15 protein-coding genes are annotated in these 18,024 nt (G+C 59.2%); 7 read left to right on the forward strand and 8 right to left on the reverse strand.

From position 1 onward, the window contains the following. Positions 1-12 precede the first annotated feature (12 nt). The 4 genes from J0M27_RS16205 to J0M27_RS16220 form a co-directional block, all read right to left on the reverse strand. Entirely contained in the window at positions 13-1,383 is a 1,371-nt protein-coding gene (locus J0M27_RS16205; RefSeq protein WP_294993945.1) for a DUF1329 domain-containing protein, read from the reverse strand. Positions 1,384-1,395: 12 nt separating this feature from the next. Next, positions 1,396-3,147, reverse strand: coding sequence for a DUF1302 domain-containing protein (locus tag J0M27_RS16210; protein ID WP_294993948.1), 1,752 nt, complete (start codon positions 3,145-3,147; stop codon positions 1,396-1,398). 335 nt (positions 3,148-3,482) lie between these two features. Then, positions 3,483-4,475: a PDR/VanB family oxidoreductase gene (locus tag J0M27_RS16215; RefSeq protein ID WP_294993952.1), complete on the reverse strand. Its 993-nt coding sequence runs from the start codon at positions 4,473-4,475 to the stop codon at positions 3,483-3,485. After that, complete coding sequence (locus J0M27_RS16220) at positions 4,459-5,502, reverse strand: aromatic ring-hydroxylating dioxygenase subunit alpha (protein WP_294993955.1); 1,044 nt, start codon at positions 5,500-5,502, stop codon at positions 4,459-4,461. Before J0M27_RS16220 ends, J0M27_RS16215 begins: the two co-directional genes overlap by 17 nt. Before the next feature lie 815 nt (positions 5,503-6,317). Between J0M27_RS16220 and J0M27_RS16225 the strand changes: the two genes are divergently transcribed. Continuing rightward, positions 6,318-6,569: a hypothetical protein gene (locus tag J0M27_RS16225; RefSeq protein WP_294993956.1), complete on the forward strand. Its 252-nt coding sequence runs from the start codon at positions 6,318-6,320 to the stop codon at positions 6,567-6,569. A gap of 466 nt (positions 6,570-7,035) precedes the next feature. Here J0M27_RS16225 and J0M27_RS16230 read toward each other — a convergent pair whose 3' ends face one another. Further along, entirely contained in the window at positions 7,036-8,421 is a 1,386-nt protein-coding gene (locus tag J0M27_RS16230; protein WP_294993959.1) for a trypsin-like serine protease, read from the reverse strand. Between the two features lie 121 nt (positions 8,422-8,542). Next, positions 8,543-10,084 carry a hypothetical protein gene (locus J0M27_RS16235; protein WP_294993961.1) on the reverse strand — a complete coding sequence of 514 codons (1,542 nt, stop codon included), beginning with the start codon at positions 10,082-10,084 and terminating at the stop codon, positions 8,543-8,545. 141 nt (positions 10,085-10,225) lie between these two features. On the opposite strand from J0M27_RS16235, the gene J0M27_RS16240 reads away from it, so the two are divergent. Next, on the forward strand, positions 10,226-11,926 hold the full coding sequence (locus J0M27_RS16240) for a phospholipase D-like domain-containing protein (protein ID WP_294993963.1): 1,701 nt from the start codon (positions 10,226-10,228) through the stop codon (positions 11,924-11,926). 387 nt (positions 11,927-12,313) lie between these two features. Here J0M27_RS16240 and J0M27_RS16245 read toward each other — a convergent pair whose 3' ends face one another. Further along, a complete protein-coding gene (locus J0M27_RS16245; RefSeq protein ID WP_294993966.1) occupies positions 12,314-13,666 on the reverse strand; it encodes a site-specific integrase in 1,353 nt (450 codons plus the stop codon). Between the two features lie 301 nt (positions 13,667-13,967). Here J0M27_RS16245 and J0M27_RS16250 point away from each other — a divergent pair, with 301 nt between their 5' ends. The 4 genes from J0M27_RS16250 to J0M27_RS16265 all read left to right on the forward strand — a co-directional run bounded on the left by J0M27_RS16250 (position 13,968) and on the right by J0M27_RS16265 (position 16,632). After that, positions 13,968-14,960, forward strand: a complete 993-nt coding sequence (locus J0M27_RS16250; protein ID WP_294993969.1) for a HEAT repeat domain-containing protein — start codon at positions 13,968-13,970, stop codon at positions 14,958-14,960. Continuing rightward, the gene (locus tag J0M27_RS16255) at positions 14,957-15,433 is read left to right on the forward strand and encodes a hypothetical protein (RefSeq protein WP_294993973.1); all 477 of its coding nucleotides are present in this window, start codon (positions 14,957-14,959) and stop codon (positions 15,431-15,433) included. The genes J0M27_RS16250 and J0M27_RS16255 overlap by 4 nt, the downstream gene beginning before the upstream one ends. 135 nt (positions 15,434-15,568) lie before the next feature. Next, the gene (locus tag J0M27_RS16260) at positions 15,569-15,952 is read left to right on the forward strand and encodes a hypothetical protein (RefSeq protein WP_294993976.1); all 384 of its coding nucleotides are present in this window, start codon (positions 15,569-15,571) and stop codon (positions 15,950-15,952) included. Continuing rightward, on the forward strand, positions 15,943-16,632 hold the full coding sequence (locus J0M27_RS16265; protein ID WP_294993978.1) for a hypothetical protein: 690 nt from the start codon (positions 15,943-15,945) through the stop codon (positions 16,630-16,632). The genes J0M27_RS16260 and J0M27_RS16265 overlap by 10 nt, the downstream gene beginning before the upstream one ends. Here J0M27_RS16265 and J0M27_RS16270 read toward each other — a convergent pair. Further along, positions 16,629-17,204: an ACP phosphodiesterase gene (locus tag J0M27_RS16270; RefSeq protein ID WP_294993981.1), complete on the reverse strand. Its 576-nt coding sequence runs from the start codon at positions 17,202-17,204 to the stop codon at positions 16,629-16,631. The genes J0M27_RS16265 and J0M27_RS16270 overlap by 4 nt on opposite strands. Between J0M27_RS16270 and J0M27_RS16275 the strand changes: the two genes are divergently transcribed. Beyond that, positions 17,203-17,919, forward strand: a complete 717-nt coding sequence (locus J0M27_RS16275) for a carboxylesterase (protein WP_294993984.1) — start codon at positions 17,203-17,205, stop codon at positions 17,917-17,919. The genes J0M27_RS16270 and J0M27_RS16275 overlap by 2 nt on opposite strands. Positions 17,920-18,024 lie beyond the last annotated feature (105 nt).

Raw genomic sequence — 18,024 nt, forward strand, 5'->3', positions numbered from 1 at the left:
TGCTTAATCCATTCAGCGGACACCTTCGCCGACCATGCCGTCTGGGGTAAAGATCAAGTCGGAGAAGGGAGCTGTGATCTTGATTTGAGACGGACTCTCATTGAAGAGGACGTTCATGAACATGGATCCGGAGATCAGATCGTAGACACCCCAACCGGCATCGATAGTGGCGGGGCCGTCAGGCAGGACGACGGGGATATTGAAGGGCATCCGGGACAGTTGGCCATTGGCATCCCATCGGTCAGCAAGTACGGCCAGCCACGTATCCTCGTCGAGGTAGTAACGGCTTTTTGGCGAAGTGTGACGTTGACCTGGTTTGAGAGTGGCCTCGACAATCCAGACCCGATGCAGCTCCCAGCGCACGTGATCGGGGTTGAGGAAATGATCGCCCACCACGTCCGCATCCTTGGTCGGCACCAGGGTACGGTTGCTGTTGTAGGGGATGTAAATCTCTTTCTTACCCACGAGTTTCCAGTCGAAACGATCCTTGCGCGCGGTGAACACCGTCACCTCGTCGAAGCTGACGATGCCTGCAGAGAAGGGCGTCGGCGTATCACAGCACGAGTTGGGCAGCTTGCGCACACGGCGCTGGCCAGTGAGATACACCCAAGCGCCAGTCTTGCTCTCATCGAGAGTGAGCCGGGCAGCGATCCCTTCGCCGGCGCGTACCGGCGGTCCTGAGTTGAAGGAACGCACCAGCCAGTATTCGCCCTGAAATTTGCTTTCGCCGTCCTTGATGTAATACGGCATCTGCTGTTCGTTGGTCGATTCAAGCACCGGCACGCGACGACCATCGGCGGTAACCATGTAGCCGTGAAATTTCTCCCACTTCTGCGACGGCGGGCGCCAACGCAACTCATGGTTCCAGAGAGCCTCGATGCCCGTCTTGGGGATCGGAAACGGAATGCCGCCGTAGGCACCGTCAGGTTGCGGGCCAGCCCCCCCCTCAGCGATCTTGGCGCGGGTCGCGTTCTTGAAGGTGTTGTCATATACCCACTGCGGTGCGGCGGCAGTGCGGTGAGTCGGATAGACGTCGATCCGGTAATTCGGATACTTCTTCATCAGGGCCTTGACACCCTCGGTAAGCTTGTCGGCGTGCTGATCCATGTTCTTGGCACTGATGGAGAACAGCGGCTTCTCGTTGGCAAAGGGATCAGGGCGGCGATCACCGCTCTTGTAGCCGGGACTCGGCTTGGTATAACCGCCGTCCCACGCTGGAATGGTGCGATCTTTGTTACCCGCCTTCTCGGCGCCGAACGGGGTTAGGTCAGATTTCAGGCGGGCGGCTTCCTCGGCAGTAACGGCGGCACCAACTGGCATGGCAACAGCGAACGTCATCACCAAGGCTACACAGCGCAATGAAGTATGCAAATGGAAAGTCATGTTCTTGTCTCCTCAGAACGTGCGGCGCAGCGAGAACGCGACAAAGTCGCGATCCTTCATGGTCTGGCCATAGGTATAGTTGTTTAGGGCATTGGCAAACGTCTTCTCCGGACCGAAGTAATGGGTGTAAGCCAGACTGAAGCGCCAAGCATCGAGATAGGTGCCATTGACTCCGATGCTGACGTCGCCCCCCCCGTCGGCAGGCATCGCTCCCGGGCCAAGAACCATTGAGCGCGAACCACGCGTTCCGTATCCGAGGCCAATAGGCACGGAGAGATCGAGACCGGAGACTACCTGCCTATACATCGGCTCGAAGATGAAGCGCAGAGCCGTGGCATCACGGGTTGCATTCGGGTCAATCGCAGCACCATTCGCCGTGATATGCAGCACCCGGTTCCAGGCAACCTCGCCTAGAAAGGTGGCCTCGTTAAACAATCCTGACGGCGGTAAAGACCAGAGTGTCGACAGATTGATGTGGGCCGTGTTGCCCAGTGGATACGCCGGGTTGTTGCTGTTGTTGGTGGCCACTCCACCAAGAATGCTGGTATCGACCGGCGTGCTGCTGGCCAAGTCCTGGTCGCGGCGGAATGAGACTTCGCCGGCCAAGTTTACGTCGCCGAAGGTGTGACTGAAGCTGCCACCGAAGGCGGTGATGCCTTCCTGATAAACAAAGCGATAAGACACCGGCACGCCGGGCATTGCACAACTGGCCGGTCCCGTCGGAACTGATCCAGGAACCACACAACCCGGACCGGGAAATATTCCGATTACCGGTTGCAAGCCAATGTTGACTACCTGCTGGGGGCTCTTGCCGTGGAAGCGGATCAGATAGAGTCCGTAATCGGTACTACCGTCTCGAATACGCAACTGCAAACCTCCCTGACCTGAATTTTTGGCCGACTGGTCGTCGACGTGGGGAATCGCATTGCCTTGGAGGAAGGGCGGATTGGGCAACCCAAGCAGCAATTGTTCGGCGCCACCCGGGCCGGTATCGGTCGCCGAGAAATAGCTGCCGGCGACCGGCAGACGGTTAGCCTTCCAGCGCAGCTGGTAGTAGCCGCCCAAGGTGACATCCGAAGTCAGTTGTATCTGGCCCGATAGCATCTGCACCGGACGAATCGCCTCCTTGAACTGCGTGTTGGGCACCGATAACAACTTGACGACGTCAACGGGCATCATGCCGCCAGCAATACCGTTGGCGCCAAAAAACAGTGACTCACCCCAGACCAGCGAATGCTTGCCCGCGCGCACTGTCGCTGCGCGCTCGCCTAAATCGAACTTGCCGAAGACGAATGCGTCGAGCAGTTCGCCACCATTGCCGTGGATCTTCCTGGCCTCACTGGTGAACTGGTTATAGGGCACCGACGCCTGGTTGGCCGTGCCGTCGTTGGGGTGATCATTATTGCGGTTGTATTGAGCGTCATACCATGCCGCACCGCTTAACCTCAGGCCGACGTTCTTGTAGCTCACATCGAACTCCGACAGGAGATCAACCCGATTTGAGATCAGTCCCTTCTTGAAGTTGGCGTCGCCATCGTTAAAGTTGGGGTTCGCTGTCAGGGTGGTACTCGGATCTTTAACACGCCACGCCGAGCTGTACTTGACGGTGTTGTCCCAGCGCATCTGTACATCGGAATTGCCGCTATCAATCTCAAAGGCCCACGCACCCGCACAAGCCCCGATCGTTCCCAGTAATACCAACGCGAAATTCGCCAAAAAAACGCTAGCCGCCAGCTTGCCGCCGACGCGGATCCGCTTTGCCATTTTGTCTCCTCCTAATAAATTTATCGGCTCGAAGCCATGGCCCAACACCCCCTAGCGCTCTTCATATCGTGGCGCCATTGTGACATTAGTGTCATTGCCGAATTGAATCTTAAATAAACAGTATTGTCAAGTTGACTTGTCTTGTCATTTCTTAAAGTGGCAAGAAAATAGCTCGAACCTCGCGTCTTAAAAATGACCAGCCTGACGAGTGATCACACGTTGGAGACTACGGAATGCAAGCACCATCGGTACAGCAACGCGAAAAGCACGGCATACCACACCTTTTTTGCGGCTCGATCACCGTCAATAGTTGCCAACTAAAACCTGATTGATTGTTAAAGATCAACCTTCAGAACGTCAGATTTCGCCCTTGATACACAGGGCAAGAATTGCCGGTTTTCTTTTTGTTCTGCCGGCGTCAAATAGTGGTCACGATGGTCTGGTTCTCCCTCCAGCACCCGAGTAAGACAGGTTCCGCATACCCCTTGCTCACACGATGCTGGAACTGTTATCCCCGCGGTCGCTAGTGCTGCAATTGCGGTTTGCCCTGGCGCCACCAGCACGAAGCTACCGTTACTGTTCAGATGTAGGGAGAAGGCCTTGTCAGCAGCCCCTGCTACCGCAGTCGCACCAAAGTATTCGTAATGGACATTGCTGGCGAGCCATCCATGCACTTGTGCTGAACTTTTCACGGCCTCAATAAATCCCTGAGGACCGCAGACGTAAAGGTGCGTGTCTGGCGAAGGAAACGCGAGCACCTTAGATAGGTTCAGCCTCTGTTCTGGCACCCCATCATCATAATAATACTTGACGTGATCCGAGTAACGGGCGCAGCGAAGCAGGTCCGTGAAGGCCATTCGTGACGCGTTGCGACCACAATAATGCAGATCAAAGTCCTCTTCATGCATTGACAGCGACTCAGCCATGGCAAGGATGGGAGTGATACCGATTCCCCCGGCTAATAGCAGCGATTTCCGGGATGACGCAACCAGTGGAAAGTGATTGCGCGGTTGGCTTATAGTCAGGTCGTCCCCTTCCTGTACCTGATCATGCAAAGCGACCGAGCCGCCACGAGAGGAAGTGTCGCGCAACACGCCCAAGACATAACGATGGGTCTCCTCAGGCGAGTTGCAAAGGGAATACTGACGCACCATCCCGTTTGGCAAGTGGACATCGATATGTGCCCCGGCAGCAAAAGGCGGCAATGACTTACCTCCCCGTGCAACGAGCTCAAATCGCGCAATGTTTTGCGCAACAATTTCTTTGCGCATTATGCGGACCAGGATGTTCTTTTCTTCTGAGGTATCACCCTCATGCTGCCTGTGCATGTGCACACTCCCGCTGTCGCAATTGTTGCAATACACGCCTTACTCGCACAGCAGCCGCATCTCCGGCCAGAAGAACCGGGTTCAAGGAAAGGAGATCAGGAGTTCCCATGTAATCGGCCACGGCCTCGATCATGGGTTCATCCTCGGTTTCGAAAGCCTGCTTGACCTGACCTTCCATAAATTCACTCACCGCTTCGTCACCGATTGCAAAATTGCGCGCTGAGACCCAGAAGTAATGAGTCTCGGAGTCCGAGGCAGGCGTAAGAAGGTGTGCAAAGTGCAAATCCACTCCACCTCCCGAAGAATTCCCAATTCCCGTGTAGCCGACATCCAATTGAAGATTCGAAGGCGGATTCCAGCGCATATTGGCTCGGCCATCAGCATCAAGTGTTGGAAATTTCCAGAATGGCCTGAACTGAGGGGAAACCAAAACGTTTTTGAGCCAATGGTTAGCAATGACGACATCACCTTCTTGCAGCATTTCGAAACGCAGGCCCTTGACGTCATCTCGGTTCGCAAGCGTGGTCGGATGAAGAAAAGGCGCGTGGCTCAGATCCATTAGATTGTCGAGAACCACTTCGACGTGGGCCTTGAGCTTGTAGTATCCAGCAATCAAAGACCGGTTTTCAGCATCGAAGAACGAGGTGAGATCCAACACCTTCTCGGCAGCGGCCAGTGCTGGGTTCCCGGGCCAGATCCAGATTAGGCCATCTCTTTCGACCAGAGGATAACGACGCACCTTTGCAGTACTGGGAATCTTTCCGTCTCCATGCGGACTAAGAACGCACAAGCCGCTTCGGCCATCGAATTGCAGTCCGTGGTAGGGACACTCGATATTGCTGCCTACAACCTGCCCCTTGTGCAAGGGTGCAAAGCGGTGGGGACAACGATCGTCCAAGGCGCAGGGATATCCTTCCTCGGTTCGGTATAGAACCACGGACTGCCCAGCGATCATCTGCTTAATTGGTTTAGTGGTTACATCCTTGGCGAAGGCCGCCACATACCACTGATTCATCAGGAATTCCATTTTTTTCTCCACATTTGAGGATGGTCGCCGACCCGGAGACCTAAAAAACTAGAGTTTGCTTTTAGTTATTTAAAGCAGAGTAGGCCTTAACCTTTCACCTCTCAATCGTTCAAATGCACCACATAATTGATGCGGCACAGCAGACTAAGCAAGGTGAGCCTCATCTTTCGTCTTCTAAGAGACGAGGAATAACGCCCCGGAAAACTCGAATGAGAACGTCGTCGGAATTCTCCGCTGAGTTTCTTTGTAACTGCAATCTCCCAGCCCTGTAGACCATTGCCCCGTTTGAGCGCCACGGTGCCCCCCCTTTCGTCAGATGAAAGGGTGGCAATGTGACAAATGACGTTGTTTTGTTAGCTGAATGGCATCGAAATAGATATATCTATTTGGCCTAGGGCATGGTCGCCGACAGTTTTGAAGGCAATTACGTATTCATGAAGGGCGGGCGACGTAAGGCTCCCGTACAGGCATGGTTTGAACGCAATTTGCAGCCAGCCACCTCCGCCTCAGATGGAAAGGAACTCAGCAAATGCTCAACAGGAATTTCGGAATGGTCCGGACACCTATCGTGAAAGAGCTATTTCCTGCCATGCATAGCTCTATTTCCGTTGCCATGCGTGGTAACGAAGGCCGTCGATGCAGCGCTTCGTTGGGCATTCGTTTGCCGAGTCAATGCGCTGAAATTCACAAGTACGCGCGCCGGGGGATCGCGCACAGTTGCTGTTGCGGTGACGTGAACGGAATGGAAACGTGGAAGTCGTCTATGTCGAAACGAGGGACACGGCGAAGTGGGCTTGCTGATTGGAGGGACTCGAATGCACCAACTACCTGAGACCGGCTATTTGCGCCTGCCGCAGATCATTGGCAATCCCAAGGCCGTTCCACCAATGCCGGCACTGATTCCTGTCGGCAAGTCGACATGGTGGGCTGGCGTGAAATCGGGGCGCTACCCGCAACCGGTGAGAACGCTTGGAGTGCGCATTACGGCGTGGCGGGTTGAGGACATTCGCGACTTGATCCAGCGCTGCAACCTGACCGGAGAATGTGGAGCTGAATCTGACGCGTAGTCTCGGATATCCCTGAAGGGGAAAGTACCTCGCGATCCGGGTTTGATTCTGAGCGAGGAGCTTTTGACCTTGAACCCCACAAAAAAAGGATCTTGCTCTTGGGGGTCTGTGGATCTGTGGTCAGAGGGCAGTGCGGTGGATAACAGCGTTATCGTTACCCACGGCAAGCTGCCCGTTTCGCCGCCAGGCGGACTGTCCACATATCCATGGACCCTGCGCTTGTGGCTGTTGCACTAGGCGCAGTTGTCGATCATCAAACTGGCTCCGACATCTAACAAGAATATCCTCAATACCACCAAGCAAGCCCGGCCTATAGCCGGACCCGCTCCACAGCTGCCTGCCAGGTGCCTTTAACCGGCGTGCAGATACCAGTTGCTCGTGCTGATGGTTGTCCGTTTCCATTAGAGCCTGCACTTTGCAATTGGTACCGTCCATCGCGGTACTGCGAAGTTACACGCCCGGTCCTTCACTCGCAAAACAGTTTAGCTTCCCTGCAAATCCACGGAAGGTGTGGCAACAGCCTGGGACCCGCTCCTGCCGACGTCACCAGGCAAGAGCTCCTGTTGATCGATTGGCCGTAGGAAACGAGCCCGATGAGCCGCCGCGTCTCGTCGATGCAGCCCACGGCCGGTTGGTCAGATGCGGGCGCCGAGTCTTTGACCGGCACATAGATTGGGGCACCGGAGTCGCCAGGGCAGCTCGCGTTCGCTGCGGCACCAGTGTCGCCAGGCTGCGCCGACGCCTGCCAACTGATCAACGTGTCACCCACCGTGAGATTTAGCCAGCCCACGTCGAGCCCGGGATTCACACGGTCCGATGCAGGCCGGTCCAGCGTGGCCCCGTATCCCGCTAGAGTTCCCAACAGCGCACCGGGTGCGGCGGGTCCATCCTTGTCGGGGACCCTGGGTATGCCCAGTGGTTTCGCTAGTTCAAGCAACGCAACATCCACCTCGCCACGTTCTTGCGGCGAGCGTCCCTCGCGCAATGCAGCAGTGTAGGCGTCGGGCACACGCGCGGGGCCGGCAAGTGTTGCCCGGGTGTCCATACCTGTTCCATCTCGCAACCGTGCCACCTTCTCGTTCAGCATGACCACGGTCTTCGAGAAGTCACTCACGCGTACGCCATCGTCGACGCAGTGTGCCGCCGTTAACGCCCACTTTGGATCGATAAGCACACCTGAACAGATCCAAGTTACCGACAGAGTAGAGTTGGCAAACGCAATCGCAACGACCTCAGGAAAGCCGAGCGAGCTGTACTTGCCTGCAAGGCGCCCATTGGGCTGTAGTTTGAAGAACTCTGGAGGCTTAGGCACAGGGCTGCAGCCTTGCCCAGGTGCAGTGAACACCGAGCCATCTGCTTCAGTACCCGGATGAACTTGCAGGAGCATTCCATTCTGGCGAAATTGGGCAAGCCACGTCGGCACGAACTCGAGCCGTTCGTCTTGCCTGATGAGATAGTTGCGGAATAACAGCGAGCAATCCTTTACTGGCTTTGTCGCTCTCAGCGCTGCCCCCATGTACAACCTAGACCCTTGGTCACCACCCTGCAACGCTTGATGTAGGCTGCTAGAAAGCTGTACGGACTTGAATTCGCGCTTGAGTTCGGCAAGCTCCTTGTCGAGCGCGGCGTAGTCGACATGCCCACCGGACACGGATTCCCGGAGAAAGATTCGCTGCGTGCTTGCCGTCAGACTTCTGGATGAGGAGTTGGCGTACTCGCGCGCTTCTTTACTGACTACCGGGTCCTTGATTGCCGCTCGCGACTCCGATGGCAATGCTTGCAGCCACACGCCCAAGATTTTGAGCGACTCGTCGTCGCTGCAACTTCGCCTTAGTTCCGCCTGTGCCGCCATCCATGTAACATCGTTCCCTTGCGCCCGAGGTTCGTTGGCGGCACAGAATGCACCTAGCGCGAAGCAGGCCGCCCGCATCGTCAACTGGCAGTCACCTCGTGCTCCGTGCATTGGCCAAGGCTCAGATATCGAAGGGCACAGGCTGGCCTGCGGCGCGGGCCGCCGAGTTGGCCACCACCTTCGCGCGCAAAACCTCTGCCTGCAGCACCAACTGCGCGGAGCGTGGCTCGCCTGCCGCTTCAACCACCTTCGCCTCGGCCTCATCGACCTTGAGCATGGCCAGCCTGAAGGTCACAAGTGCATCGCGCTTCGCATTCTCCGCAGCCTGCCGGCCTTCCTCCTTCTTCGAGGGGAGCAATTCGTTCTGCAATTCGTTCTTGAATTTGTCTTTGTTCGACGCGAAGGCGCTCGCGACGGCTGTAGCGAACGCCGTAGGCTCGCGCGTTTCAACCACGGTCGCTTCCCATGCAAATGCGCCGAACTCTTTCTGCCTCGGCCCTGGCGGAGTGCATTTGATTTTGCCCTGAGGAGTCGTCTCGCATTTCTCCGCGGCAACCTTCACGAAATCCTCGGCCCATTTTTTTTCCAACTCAGCTTTCAATTCCGCCTTAGCGTACTCGAGGTCATTTAAGGTCTTTAGGTGGGCAATGGGACATCTCGAATCCTTAGGTAGGTTTCCTCCGTTTTCGATGAGCTTATAGAGTGAGTCGCAGTACGCCCCTAGCTTGTCCACGAAATTCTTTCTCTTGTCCGTTGTGTCCTTTCGGATGCTCTGCACGGTCCACTCTGGTTCAAGCAACACCGGCTCCGGCGAAGTGTTGTTCTTGAGTCGCGCTGCCTTGACATATGGAGCAGCTACGATCCTCTGGGCACTTGCGGCCGCCTCAATGTCTGGCGTGATGGGGAAGAAGGCGACCCGCTGTGAGCTAGCGACTGAATTCATACTTGCCTCGATTGTCGGGTCGACTTCCGACAGGCCAACTGCATTCTTTCTGATCTCTTGTGAATCACCTCTTGTACCTGGCCGCACAGCACTGTAGTCGAAGCTGAGTGAGCCAAACGGCTGGCCGTCCTCACGGCTACGCAAGGTAATCGCCACGGAATAATTGCGGTCATCGCGGTAGGACCAGCCGGTTTCCTGGAACTTGGTGATGTGTAGAAACTGGCTGCGGACCGTCAGCGTCTGTGCCGTACTAGCCGAACGCTCAAAGGCAGCCTCAAAGTAGAACTGTGGAAGGCTGACGAGGCGCGTGAGCGCTGGGGACTTGGACCGCTGCCGCGCGGCGTCAAACCATGGTCTGCTGGCCTCGTTGCCGGGAACGAACAGAACTACACAGCCACTGCCACCCCGCGCTAGGGACAGATCGCCCGTCGGCTCCATCGAATAAAAAGTGTCGTTGGCGCTACCTCTGAAGCCGACCGACTTCGTCGTCGCGACGCCGGCAAAATACGCGCCCGCCACGTCGACTACCGTACCAATCAGGCTGGAGGCTAAGCCCTCGAGAGCCATTACCCCAAGTGCAGACTGTGAATCCATCGGTGGCACAACACTAGGGCAAGCGTCCTCGATGACTACGGTCAGGGCAAGCGGTGAATCCACCGCATGCGATGTGCAGGCAACCGATAACCCCAAAAGGCATGCAACGCCGCGACTGATCCGCATGGTGTTCTCCCAGTCACTAATCAAGTGAATGATGCGTCATAAGGGAATGTTCGCGCAAGTCCCCTAACTATTCGGTGGGGTTGACAGAATATGTCATACGGAATTAATAATACAACCTCATGCTAAGCATGGAGGTGCGCAATGCGAGTCAAGGAGAGAGGTACGGAACTGAAAGCCGCCGCCTACGGCGGAACCTACGTCGTGGTCCTGGCATGGGACACCTTGAACGGCAAGATGCCGACTCGCAAGGATTTGCTGGGTTATGCCATCGAGCGCGCTGAGCTCGACACGGACGGCAACGAAGTCGAGCGCTACTGGATGCGCGGCATCAAGCGCTTCAAAGACAAGGATAAGGGCCTTCCGCCCGGTACCCCAGTCTCGACCGCTGAGCACCCGATACAGGGCTTTCTCTGGGCCGACTACACCGCCAAGTCAGGGACGAAATACCAATACCGGATAGTGCCCTTGTTCGGAAAGGTCAAGCAGCCCAAGCTAGACGATGCGGCGGGGGTGACGCTCGACGTTACTACCGAAATCGAGGGAGACAGGCCGGAGCCTAACATCGACAGCCCTCGCCACGATGTCTTCTTCAACCGGGGCGTAATAGGATCACAAGCCTACGCCCGCGAGTTCGGCAACCGCGACCCGGATGCCGAGAATCCCCGATCGAAGGAAATGAAATGGCTGTCGCGCGGTTTGTTTGAAGCGCTGGTGCGCTTCATCGGACTTGCGGGGGATGGCATGGGACTTCGCGCCGCGCTGTATGAGTTTCACTATCAACCGGTAGCGAATGCCTTCGCCAAGGCCATCGAGGCCGGGGCGGACGTGAAGATCGTCTATGACGCGGAGAGCAGCTACAAGACCGAGAACGAGGCGACAATTGCTGCCGCTGGCCTAGATGACTACGACGCGGCCATACCCCGGACGGTCAGCGAGGGCATACGGCACAACAAGTTCATCGTCTTGCTCAAGGACGATACGCCCATCGCAGTATGGACAGGATCGACCAATATCTCTGCGGGAGGTATCTTCGGCCATTCCAATGTCGGCCACGTAGTCTGGGATAAGAAGATTGCGGCCAAATACATGGACTATTGGCAACGGCTGGCCGACAACCTGACGCCGACCAAGCTGCGCGCTCCGAACAGGGCTGCTACGCCCATTCCCTCGGGGAAGCTGCCAAAGAACTCAGTCATACCGCTTTTCTCGGCGCGGGACGACAAGGACGGCAGCGAGACTCTGGATTGGTATGCCGCCAGATTCGCCGAAGCCAAGGAAGTCTCCTGCATGACCTTTGCCTTCAACATCGATACAGTGTTCCAGAACGTCCTTAACCAGGAAAACAACGTTCTCCGGTATGTCCTGAAAGATGATCCGCTGGGCGAGGAGGAGTCTATCGGCCATGATCGCGACGTGATATTCGCCTCAGGTGGCTATCTGGGAAAAGATGCGCTGGCCAATTTCCTGGCGGAACGCTCCAATCCTCTCAACCGCAACCGCTATATCCACAACAAGTTCATGCTCGTTGATCCGCTGAGCGACGACCCGTTGATCGTCACGGGCTCGGCGAACTTCAGCAAGCCGTCTCAGCGAATCAACGATGAGAACATGCTCGTCATCCGCGGAGAAAAGCGCGTGGCAGACATCTATTTCGGCGAATTCATGCGGGTGTTTGATCACCACTACGCCAGGTACATCGTTCGGTTGCTGCGCGATGAGGGACGCTCAGATCAAGACGCTGGGTATCTCAAGGAGGAAACGGCAAAGTGGCTGAAGCCCCACTTTGATTCGACCAGCTACAAGTCGAAGCGGAGAAAGTATTTCGCATCGCCGAAGAAGTGACTGCGCACCGAGAACTTCACGCCGCTATGGTAGATGCCGGCCCGCTGTGGTGGCACATTGTTTGTCCCGAGCGGCATATCCAATGGCCGGGTGCCGCCATTCCGAGGAGCGAACGGGTCCGCTCCAGCCAACCGGCTGTCGGTGAGTAATGCTGAGCGACTCATCCACTTGGATTCCTGCCGTCGAACCTTGATGGAGATGAATCACAGCAGTGGACACCTTGCGCTCAGTGCCCAAGTCAAGTTCGCCGCCGAAAAGTAGTCGCCGAGACTTGAATCGTGCGGTCCGGCGAAGACTTTCGACGAGGAGGGAATTGATTCGTTGATTGGCTCTACCTAGGTCTCGCCAGTTTTATCATTCACGCTACGTTACAAGGCGACAACTTCCTCAGCGCCGGGTTGCGCCACGAATCGGCTTGACCACCGCATCGGTCTGCACCGTGGCGCAATACACGGACCACTCCGCCATCAATGCAGCACGTTTGGCAAACTGCGAACCTCGCTGGTAGGCGCGTTCGACGGCATCCGGCAAACGGTGCGCCAGCGCGTGTTCGGCAACCTCACGCGGGTAATTGGTAGTCTCAGCCGCCCACATACGGAAGCTACTGCGGAAACCATGAACCGTGACTCCCTCACCGTTGGCATCCGCCCAGACAGGCTTGTCGTCGCCATTCATGCGTCGGATCACGGCGGTCAGCGACATATCGGACAAAAGCTGATTTTTCGTACCGGCGAACACAATCTCGCCAACCTTCGGCATGGATTCCAGCAAGGCCAACGCCGCATCGCTCAGTGGAACCTCATGTTCACGTTTGGCCTTCATACGCTCGGCGGGTATCGTCCAGACCTTGCCAGCTGTATCGAACTCAGTCCATTTGGCGCCGCGCACCTCGCCTGACCGACAGGCTGTCAGGATAGCGAACTCCACTGCGCGGGCGGATACACCCTCACGCGCTCTCAGGGCCGACATGAACGCGCCAATACGCTGCCACGGTAGCGATGGATGGTGCTTCGTCCTGCTGGACTTGCTGATGGTCGCCAGCAGGTTGTCCAGGTGGCCCTTCCAGCGCGCAGGATTCTCGCCGGTGCGATAACCGCTTGTCGTGGCCCACCCCAGCACTGACTCGATACGACCGCGCAGGCGACTGGCTGTTTCGGTCTTGCTCTCCCATATCGGTGAAAGACATTTCACGACCAAGCCGGTGTCGATCTCGGCCACCGGCAAGTGGCCGAACACCGGACTGGCGTAAGTGTTGAGTGTGTTTGTCCATTGGTCGGCATGCTTGGCGTTCTTCCAGCCTGCCTTGTGCGCCAGGATATACGCCTCGGCGCACTGGTCGAACGTCATCATCTTGGCACTGGCCAGTGCGCCGGCGATACGGTCCTGCCTCTTGACCACCAAAGGGTTGATGCCATCGATAAGCAGCTTCCGCGCGTCCAGAGCCTTCTGGCGCGCCTCGGCCAGGCTCACGGTATGCGTCGGCCCCAGGCCCATGCCGAACGGCTTGCCGGCCATCATGTATCGAAGCAGCCAGGACTTTGCACCAGTAGTGGTAATCTGAAGAGTCAAACCGCCACCGTCGCCGTACAGCCCGGGCTTGCTCAGCTTGGCGACCTGAAGTGCCGAAAGACGCTGTTGTCGACGTACCATGAAATTTGCTCCGCCAAATAAATTGACTATCAAAATGACTATCAAATCATAGCTGGATTTGGCCGGATTGTCCAGGACGGCCTTGGACAACGATTCAGCGTATCTTATTGTTATGTATGTAACTTCTGAACCGCGTTGGATTGCGTCGGACTACCCCGGAGCGGACTGCGTCTCCGCCAAAAACCAAGCAAAGACGCCCCTTTCCGGGGCGTCTTGCTTTTCTGCCCATGGTTTGCTCTGATGGCGGCGACACTTCGCAGCGATGGGTTCGTTCCGGGAGTTCGTCGATGCACGACATGCCGATTGACATAAAAAGTCGGCGCTGGTGGAACGGCGCGTTGATTCCGCGCACCGCGCAGCCGGGCGCCCTGGCGCCCGTCCGGTTGCCGCCGTGAGCCGACGCGAGATTCTCGCGCATCTGCTGGCGCTGTGGCTGCTGCTGGTCGCGGCGGGCGGGTTTTATGCCTACCAGAAGAGCGCCGCGATGGTGCCGGCACTGATCGCTTATCTCGACAGCCCGAAGAAGCCCGAAGTCCGCGCGGCGCTTGGGCGCTTGCAGGAACTCGGGCCGGCAGCCGCCGCGGCAGCGCCACGCTTGCTGTCCATGGTCCGCGCGGAGGCTGCGGACGCCGAGGGAGCGATCACCGCGCTGAGTCGCATCGACCTGGCGGCCACACTGGCCGCCCGCGATCACGTCCGCGCGGCGCTGCGCGATCGCGGCATGAACACCCGCCGCCGTGCCGCCGAACGCCTTGGCAGCCTGGGCTTGCTGGCGCGGGCGGCGAGCGGCGACCTGGCACTTGCCGCGCACGATCCCGACGCCGTGTTGCGCGACCGCGCCGTCGCATCGCTGGGGCGGATCGGCGTACCGGCCGGCACCGTGGTGCCGGCCCTGATCGCGGCTCTCGACGATCCGGCGGATCATGTGCGCCACACCGCGATCGTGGCGCTGGAATCCCTTCCTGCCGACCAGGCACGGGCGGCGCTGCCCGCCCTGCGAAGGCTCGCGGAACGAGGCAGCGGGCTGGACCGGCGCGCGCGCCATGCGCTTGCCCGCCTTGATGGGCCGCTGCCGCCGGCGGGCGAGTTGGGCGCTCTGCGCTACATGCTCGGCGGGGGGAAGCGCTTCGGTTCGCTGGATTACACCCTGCAGCAGATCGCGCGCCACGGGCCTGGCGCCGCGTCGGTGGTACCCGAACTCCTGGCGCTCCTGGCTGGCGACGATGAACTGATACGTTACACCGCCATCGAAACCCTGATTGCCATCGGCCCTGGTGCAGCCGCCGCGAGGCCGGCGCTGGAAGGCATCGCCGCGACAGGCGCGGCCCCGCTGCGCCAGGTCGCGCAGGAAGCGCTAGCCACGTTGGCGGGAGCACCACGATGAGCGGGAACACGCGGCGGCGCACGCTGCAGCTTTACTGGGGCAGCATGGCCACTGGCGCGCTGCTGCCCCTTGCCGTGGACCTCGTCGTCGCGGCGACACGGCGCGCGCAGACGCCGGCGCAGTACTTCGAAGGCTTCTACCTGCGCCTGTTCGCGCCGCAGGAGAGCGTCTTGATGCTTACGCTGTTGGGCGGTGCGCCCTTCCTGCTGTTTGGCGTTTTCGCCCTGATCCACCTGGGGATGGCGGATCGTCGCGGCGAAGCGCTTGCCTCGCGCCGCCAGTTCGCGCTGCAGTTGGCGTTTGCCACCATGGTCGCGCTGTCCGCCTGGGGCCATTACGGCATCATGACGGCGCGCGGCTCGACGGCTGCGCTGGGTTTTCTGTTTCTGCCGTTCCATGTGCTTGCCATGGGAGTCGTGACCTATGCGTCTGGCCGCTGGTTCAAGCGCTTTCGGCACGGCCCGGCAGGCTGAGGGGGCCGGCTGTCGTCGCTGGCGGCTTGCGTCAGCGATGACCGACGACAATTTCGAGAAGACCCCGAAAGCGCGTCATGCCCCTTATGGCATCATCGGCGCGAACTGGATTCCTTCGTTACGCAAGTGGCTCCGATGAAAATAGCCTCCGGCCTCATCGCCTTGTTCGCTCACGCTACCCTCCTGCACGCCGCGGAGGACTTTCCGCGATACACGCTGGAGACGGAAAACCACGTGGTCGAAATCACCACGCGCTGCCGCGTGGGCTCCGTGGCATGCGACCGGGTGAGCTACCGGGGCGTCAACAAGAAGACCGGCGCCACCATCGCCCTGCGCGGAAAATCCTTGCATACCACCTGCGCCGACGGCGTGACGCCCTGCCGATTCCTGGGCTACCGTTTCCGCAATGGCAAGCACTACTACTACGTGTGGGAGGACGCGGATGGCGAAAAAGGCACGCTGGAAGTGATAGCGGCGGACAGCAAGGTCCTGCTGCAGGAGCGCGGCACATGGCAGTGAATCCGGATGCCGAGTTGACCGCGTCGCCGCCGCCGTCGGCGGATGCGCGGAAAAGCCTGGTCTGGCCGCTGAGAATCAGCGTCGCATGGCTGCTGGCGTGGGTCGGCCTTGTGCTGTGGGCGGCCCAGAGCCTTGCCACCCGCTGGCCCTATGAGCTGCATCCGCTTTTGGTCGTGTTGACCTTGGCCATACCCGGTATCGTGTTTCGGACCGCGGATCTGCTGTTCATGCGCTGGCGCCGATGCCGCCTCGCGGGCTGGCAGCGCACGGGCGGTCGTCTTGCAGCGTTACCCTTGGGCGTGTTTCTGGCCGTCAGTTTGTTTTCGGCCGTGGAACCGATGAGCATGGCCCGCTTCGAGCGCGAGATCGCTTCCCTGGTGGCCCAGGTCCAGGCCAGTACCCCGGTGACCTGTCCCGCTGACGGCAGGTATCCGGTCGATGCCGCGCTGAACGCCTATCTCGAGCAGTCAGGCGGCCTGCGCCAGGGCACGCTGCATCAGGGCAGCGGGCGCTTCATCATCGAACTCGCCGGACGCTCGATCGACATCGACGGCAGCACCCTTTATTACGACTCGGCGACACGCAAGTGGAACCGCTTCCACAATGACAATCGCGAGCGGGCAAAGGCGTTCGAAACCCTGGTCAAACCCCTGGCCCCGTGCCGGCTTACCCTGTCCTAGCGCCAATCCCCGGCAAAGCGCCCGGCGTCCGCCAGCCATTCTCGGAAGTCGGCGCGAAAGCCCTCGGCGTCGGCCAGGAACTCCTCCTCGCCACCCGTCAGGGGATTGGGTCTGCGTGCACGGCGCGACATGCGCTGGAGGACGTCGGCAATGCCCTCGATCCGAGCATAGCTGTGGAACCAGTCCTGCGTCGCCATGAGTTCCAGGCCGACGTGCGCTTGCTCCGGCAAATCGGTCAAACGCGCAGAGATTGCGCGGTAAACCTCGTATCGAAACTCGGCGAAGGGCCGCTGCTGCAGCGCCTCCCAGTCGCTCGCCAGCAGGTGGTCGTAGAAGATGTCCACCAGTACGCCGGCATAGCGCCGGCGCGGGGCCGAGACGCGGGCGCGACTGCGGCGGAAGGCGGGGTGCGTCTCGGCATGGCTGTCGATGGCGCGATGCAGCGCGACGCCGCGCGCGAGATCGGCGGGCAGGCCCGCCGGCAGCGGGCCCTTGATCCAGTCGCCGACGACACCGCCGACCACCAGGGCAGGGGCGTCGCCGGCCAGCAGGGCGTGGGCGAGGAAATTCATGGGCGGGTATTATCGGGCCATGGATGAACTGCTCAGCGCGATCGAACTGCAATCCGGCGAAACGCCGCGGTTTTCCGTGATCTGGATGCACGGCCTCGGCGCCGACGGTTCGGATTTCGTGCCGGTGGTGCCGGAACTGGGCCTCGACGATGGGCCGGCCATGCGCTTCGTCTTCCCCAATGCGCCGCAGATCCCGGTGACCTGCAACGGCGGCTATGTGATGCCGGCCTGGTACGACATCATCACCCTGGACAGCAACACGCGCACCGTGGACGAAGCCGGCATCCTGCGCAGCCGGGAGGCGATCCGGCGCCTGATCGAACGCGAAAACCAGCGCGGCGTGCCCTGCGAGCGCATCTTCCTCGCCGGCTTCTCGCAGGGCGGGGCGATCGCCTACGCCACCGCGCTGACCCATCCGCAACGCCTGGCCGGCATCATCGTCCTGTCGACCTACATCCCGAACCCGGCCCTGCTCGAAGCCGAAGCCACGGCCACCAATGCCGGGCTGCCGATCTTCGCCGCCCACGGCACGGAGGACGAGGTGGTCGCGCCGGCGCTTGGCATCCTCGCGCGAGGCCTGGTACAGCGCCTGGGCCATGCGCTGGAATGGCGCGAGTACCCAATGCCGCATTCGGTGTGCATCGAGGAGATCATCGACATCGGCGCCTGGCTGCGCGGCCGCATGGACGGCATCGGCACCGCGAAATCGCCGTAGTGCCAGCGCCGACTTCCCGGGTAGGCGCAAAAAATCGCCGGTTTGACCCTCGTCGGGCGCAATATTAGCGATTACCGTTGATCGCGATCAAACCATCGCATCTCA

The organism is Sulfuritalea sp., from assembly GCF_017302275.1.
Classification (GTDB): Bacteria; Pseudomonadota; Gammaproteobacteria; order Burkholderiales; family Rhodocyclaceae; genus Sulfuritalea.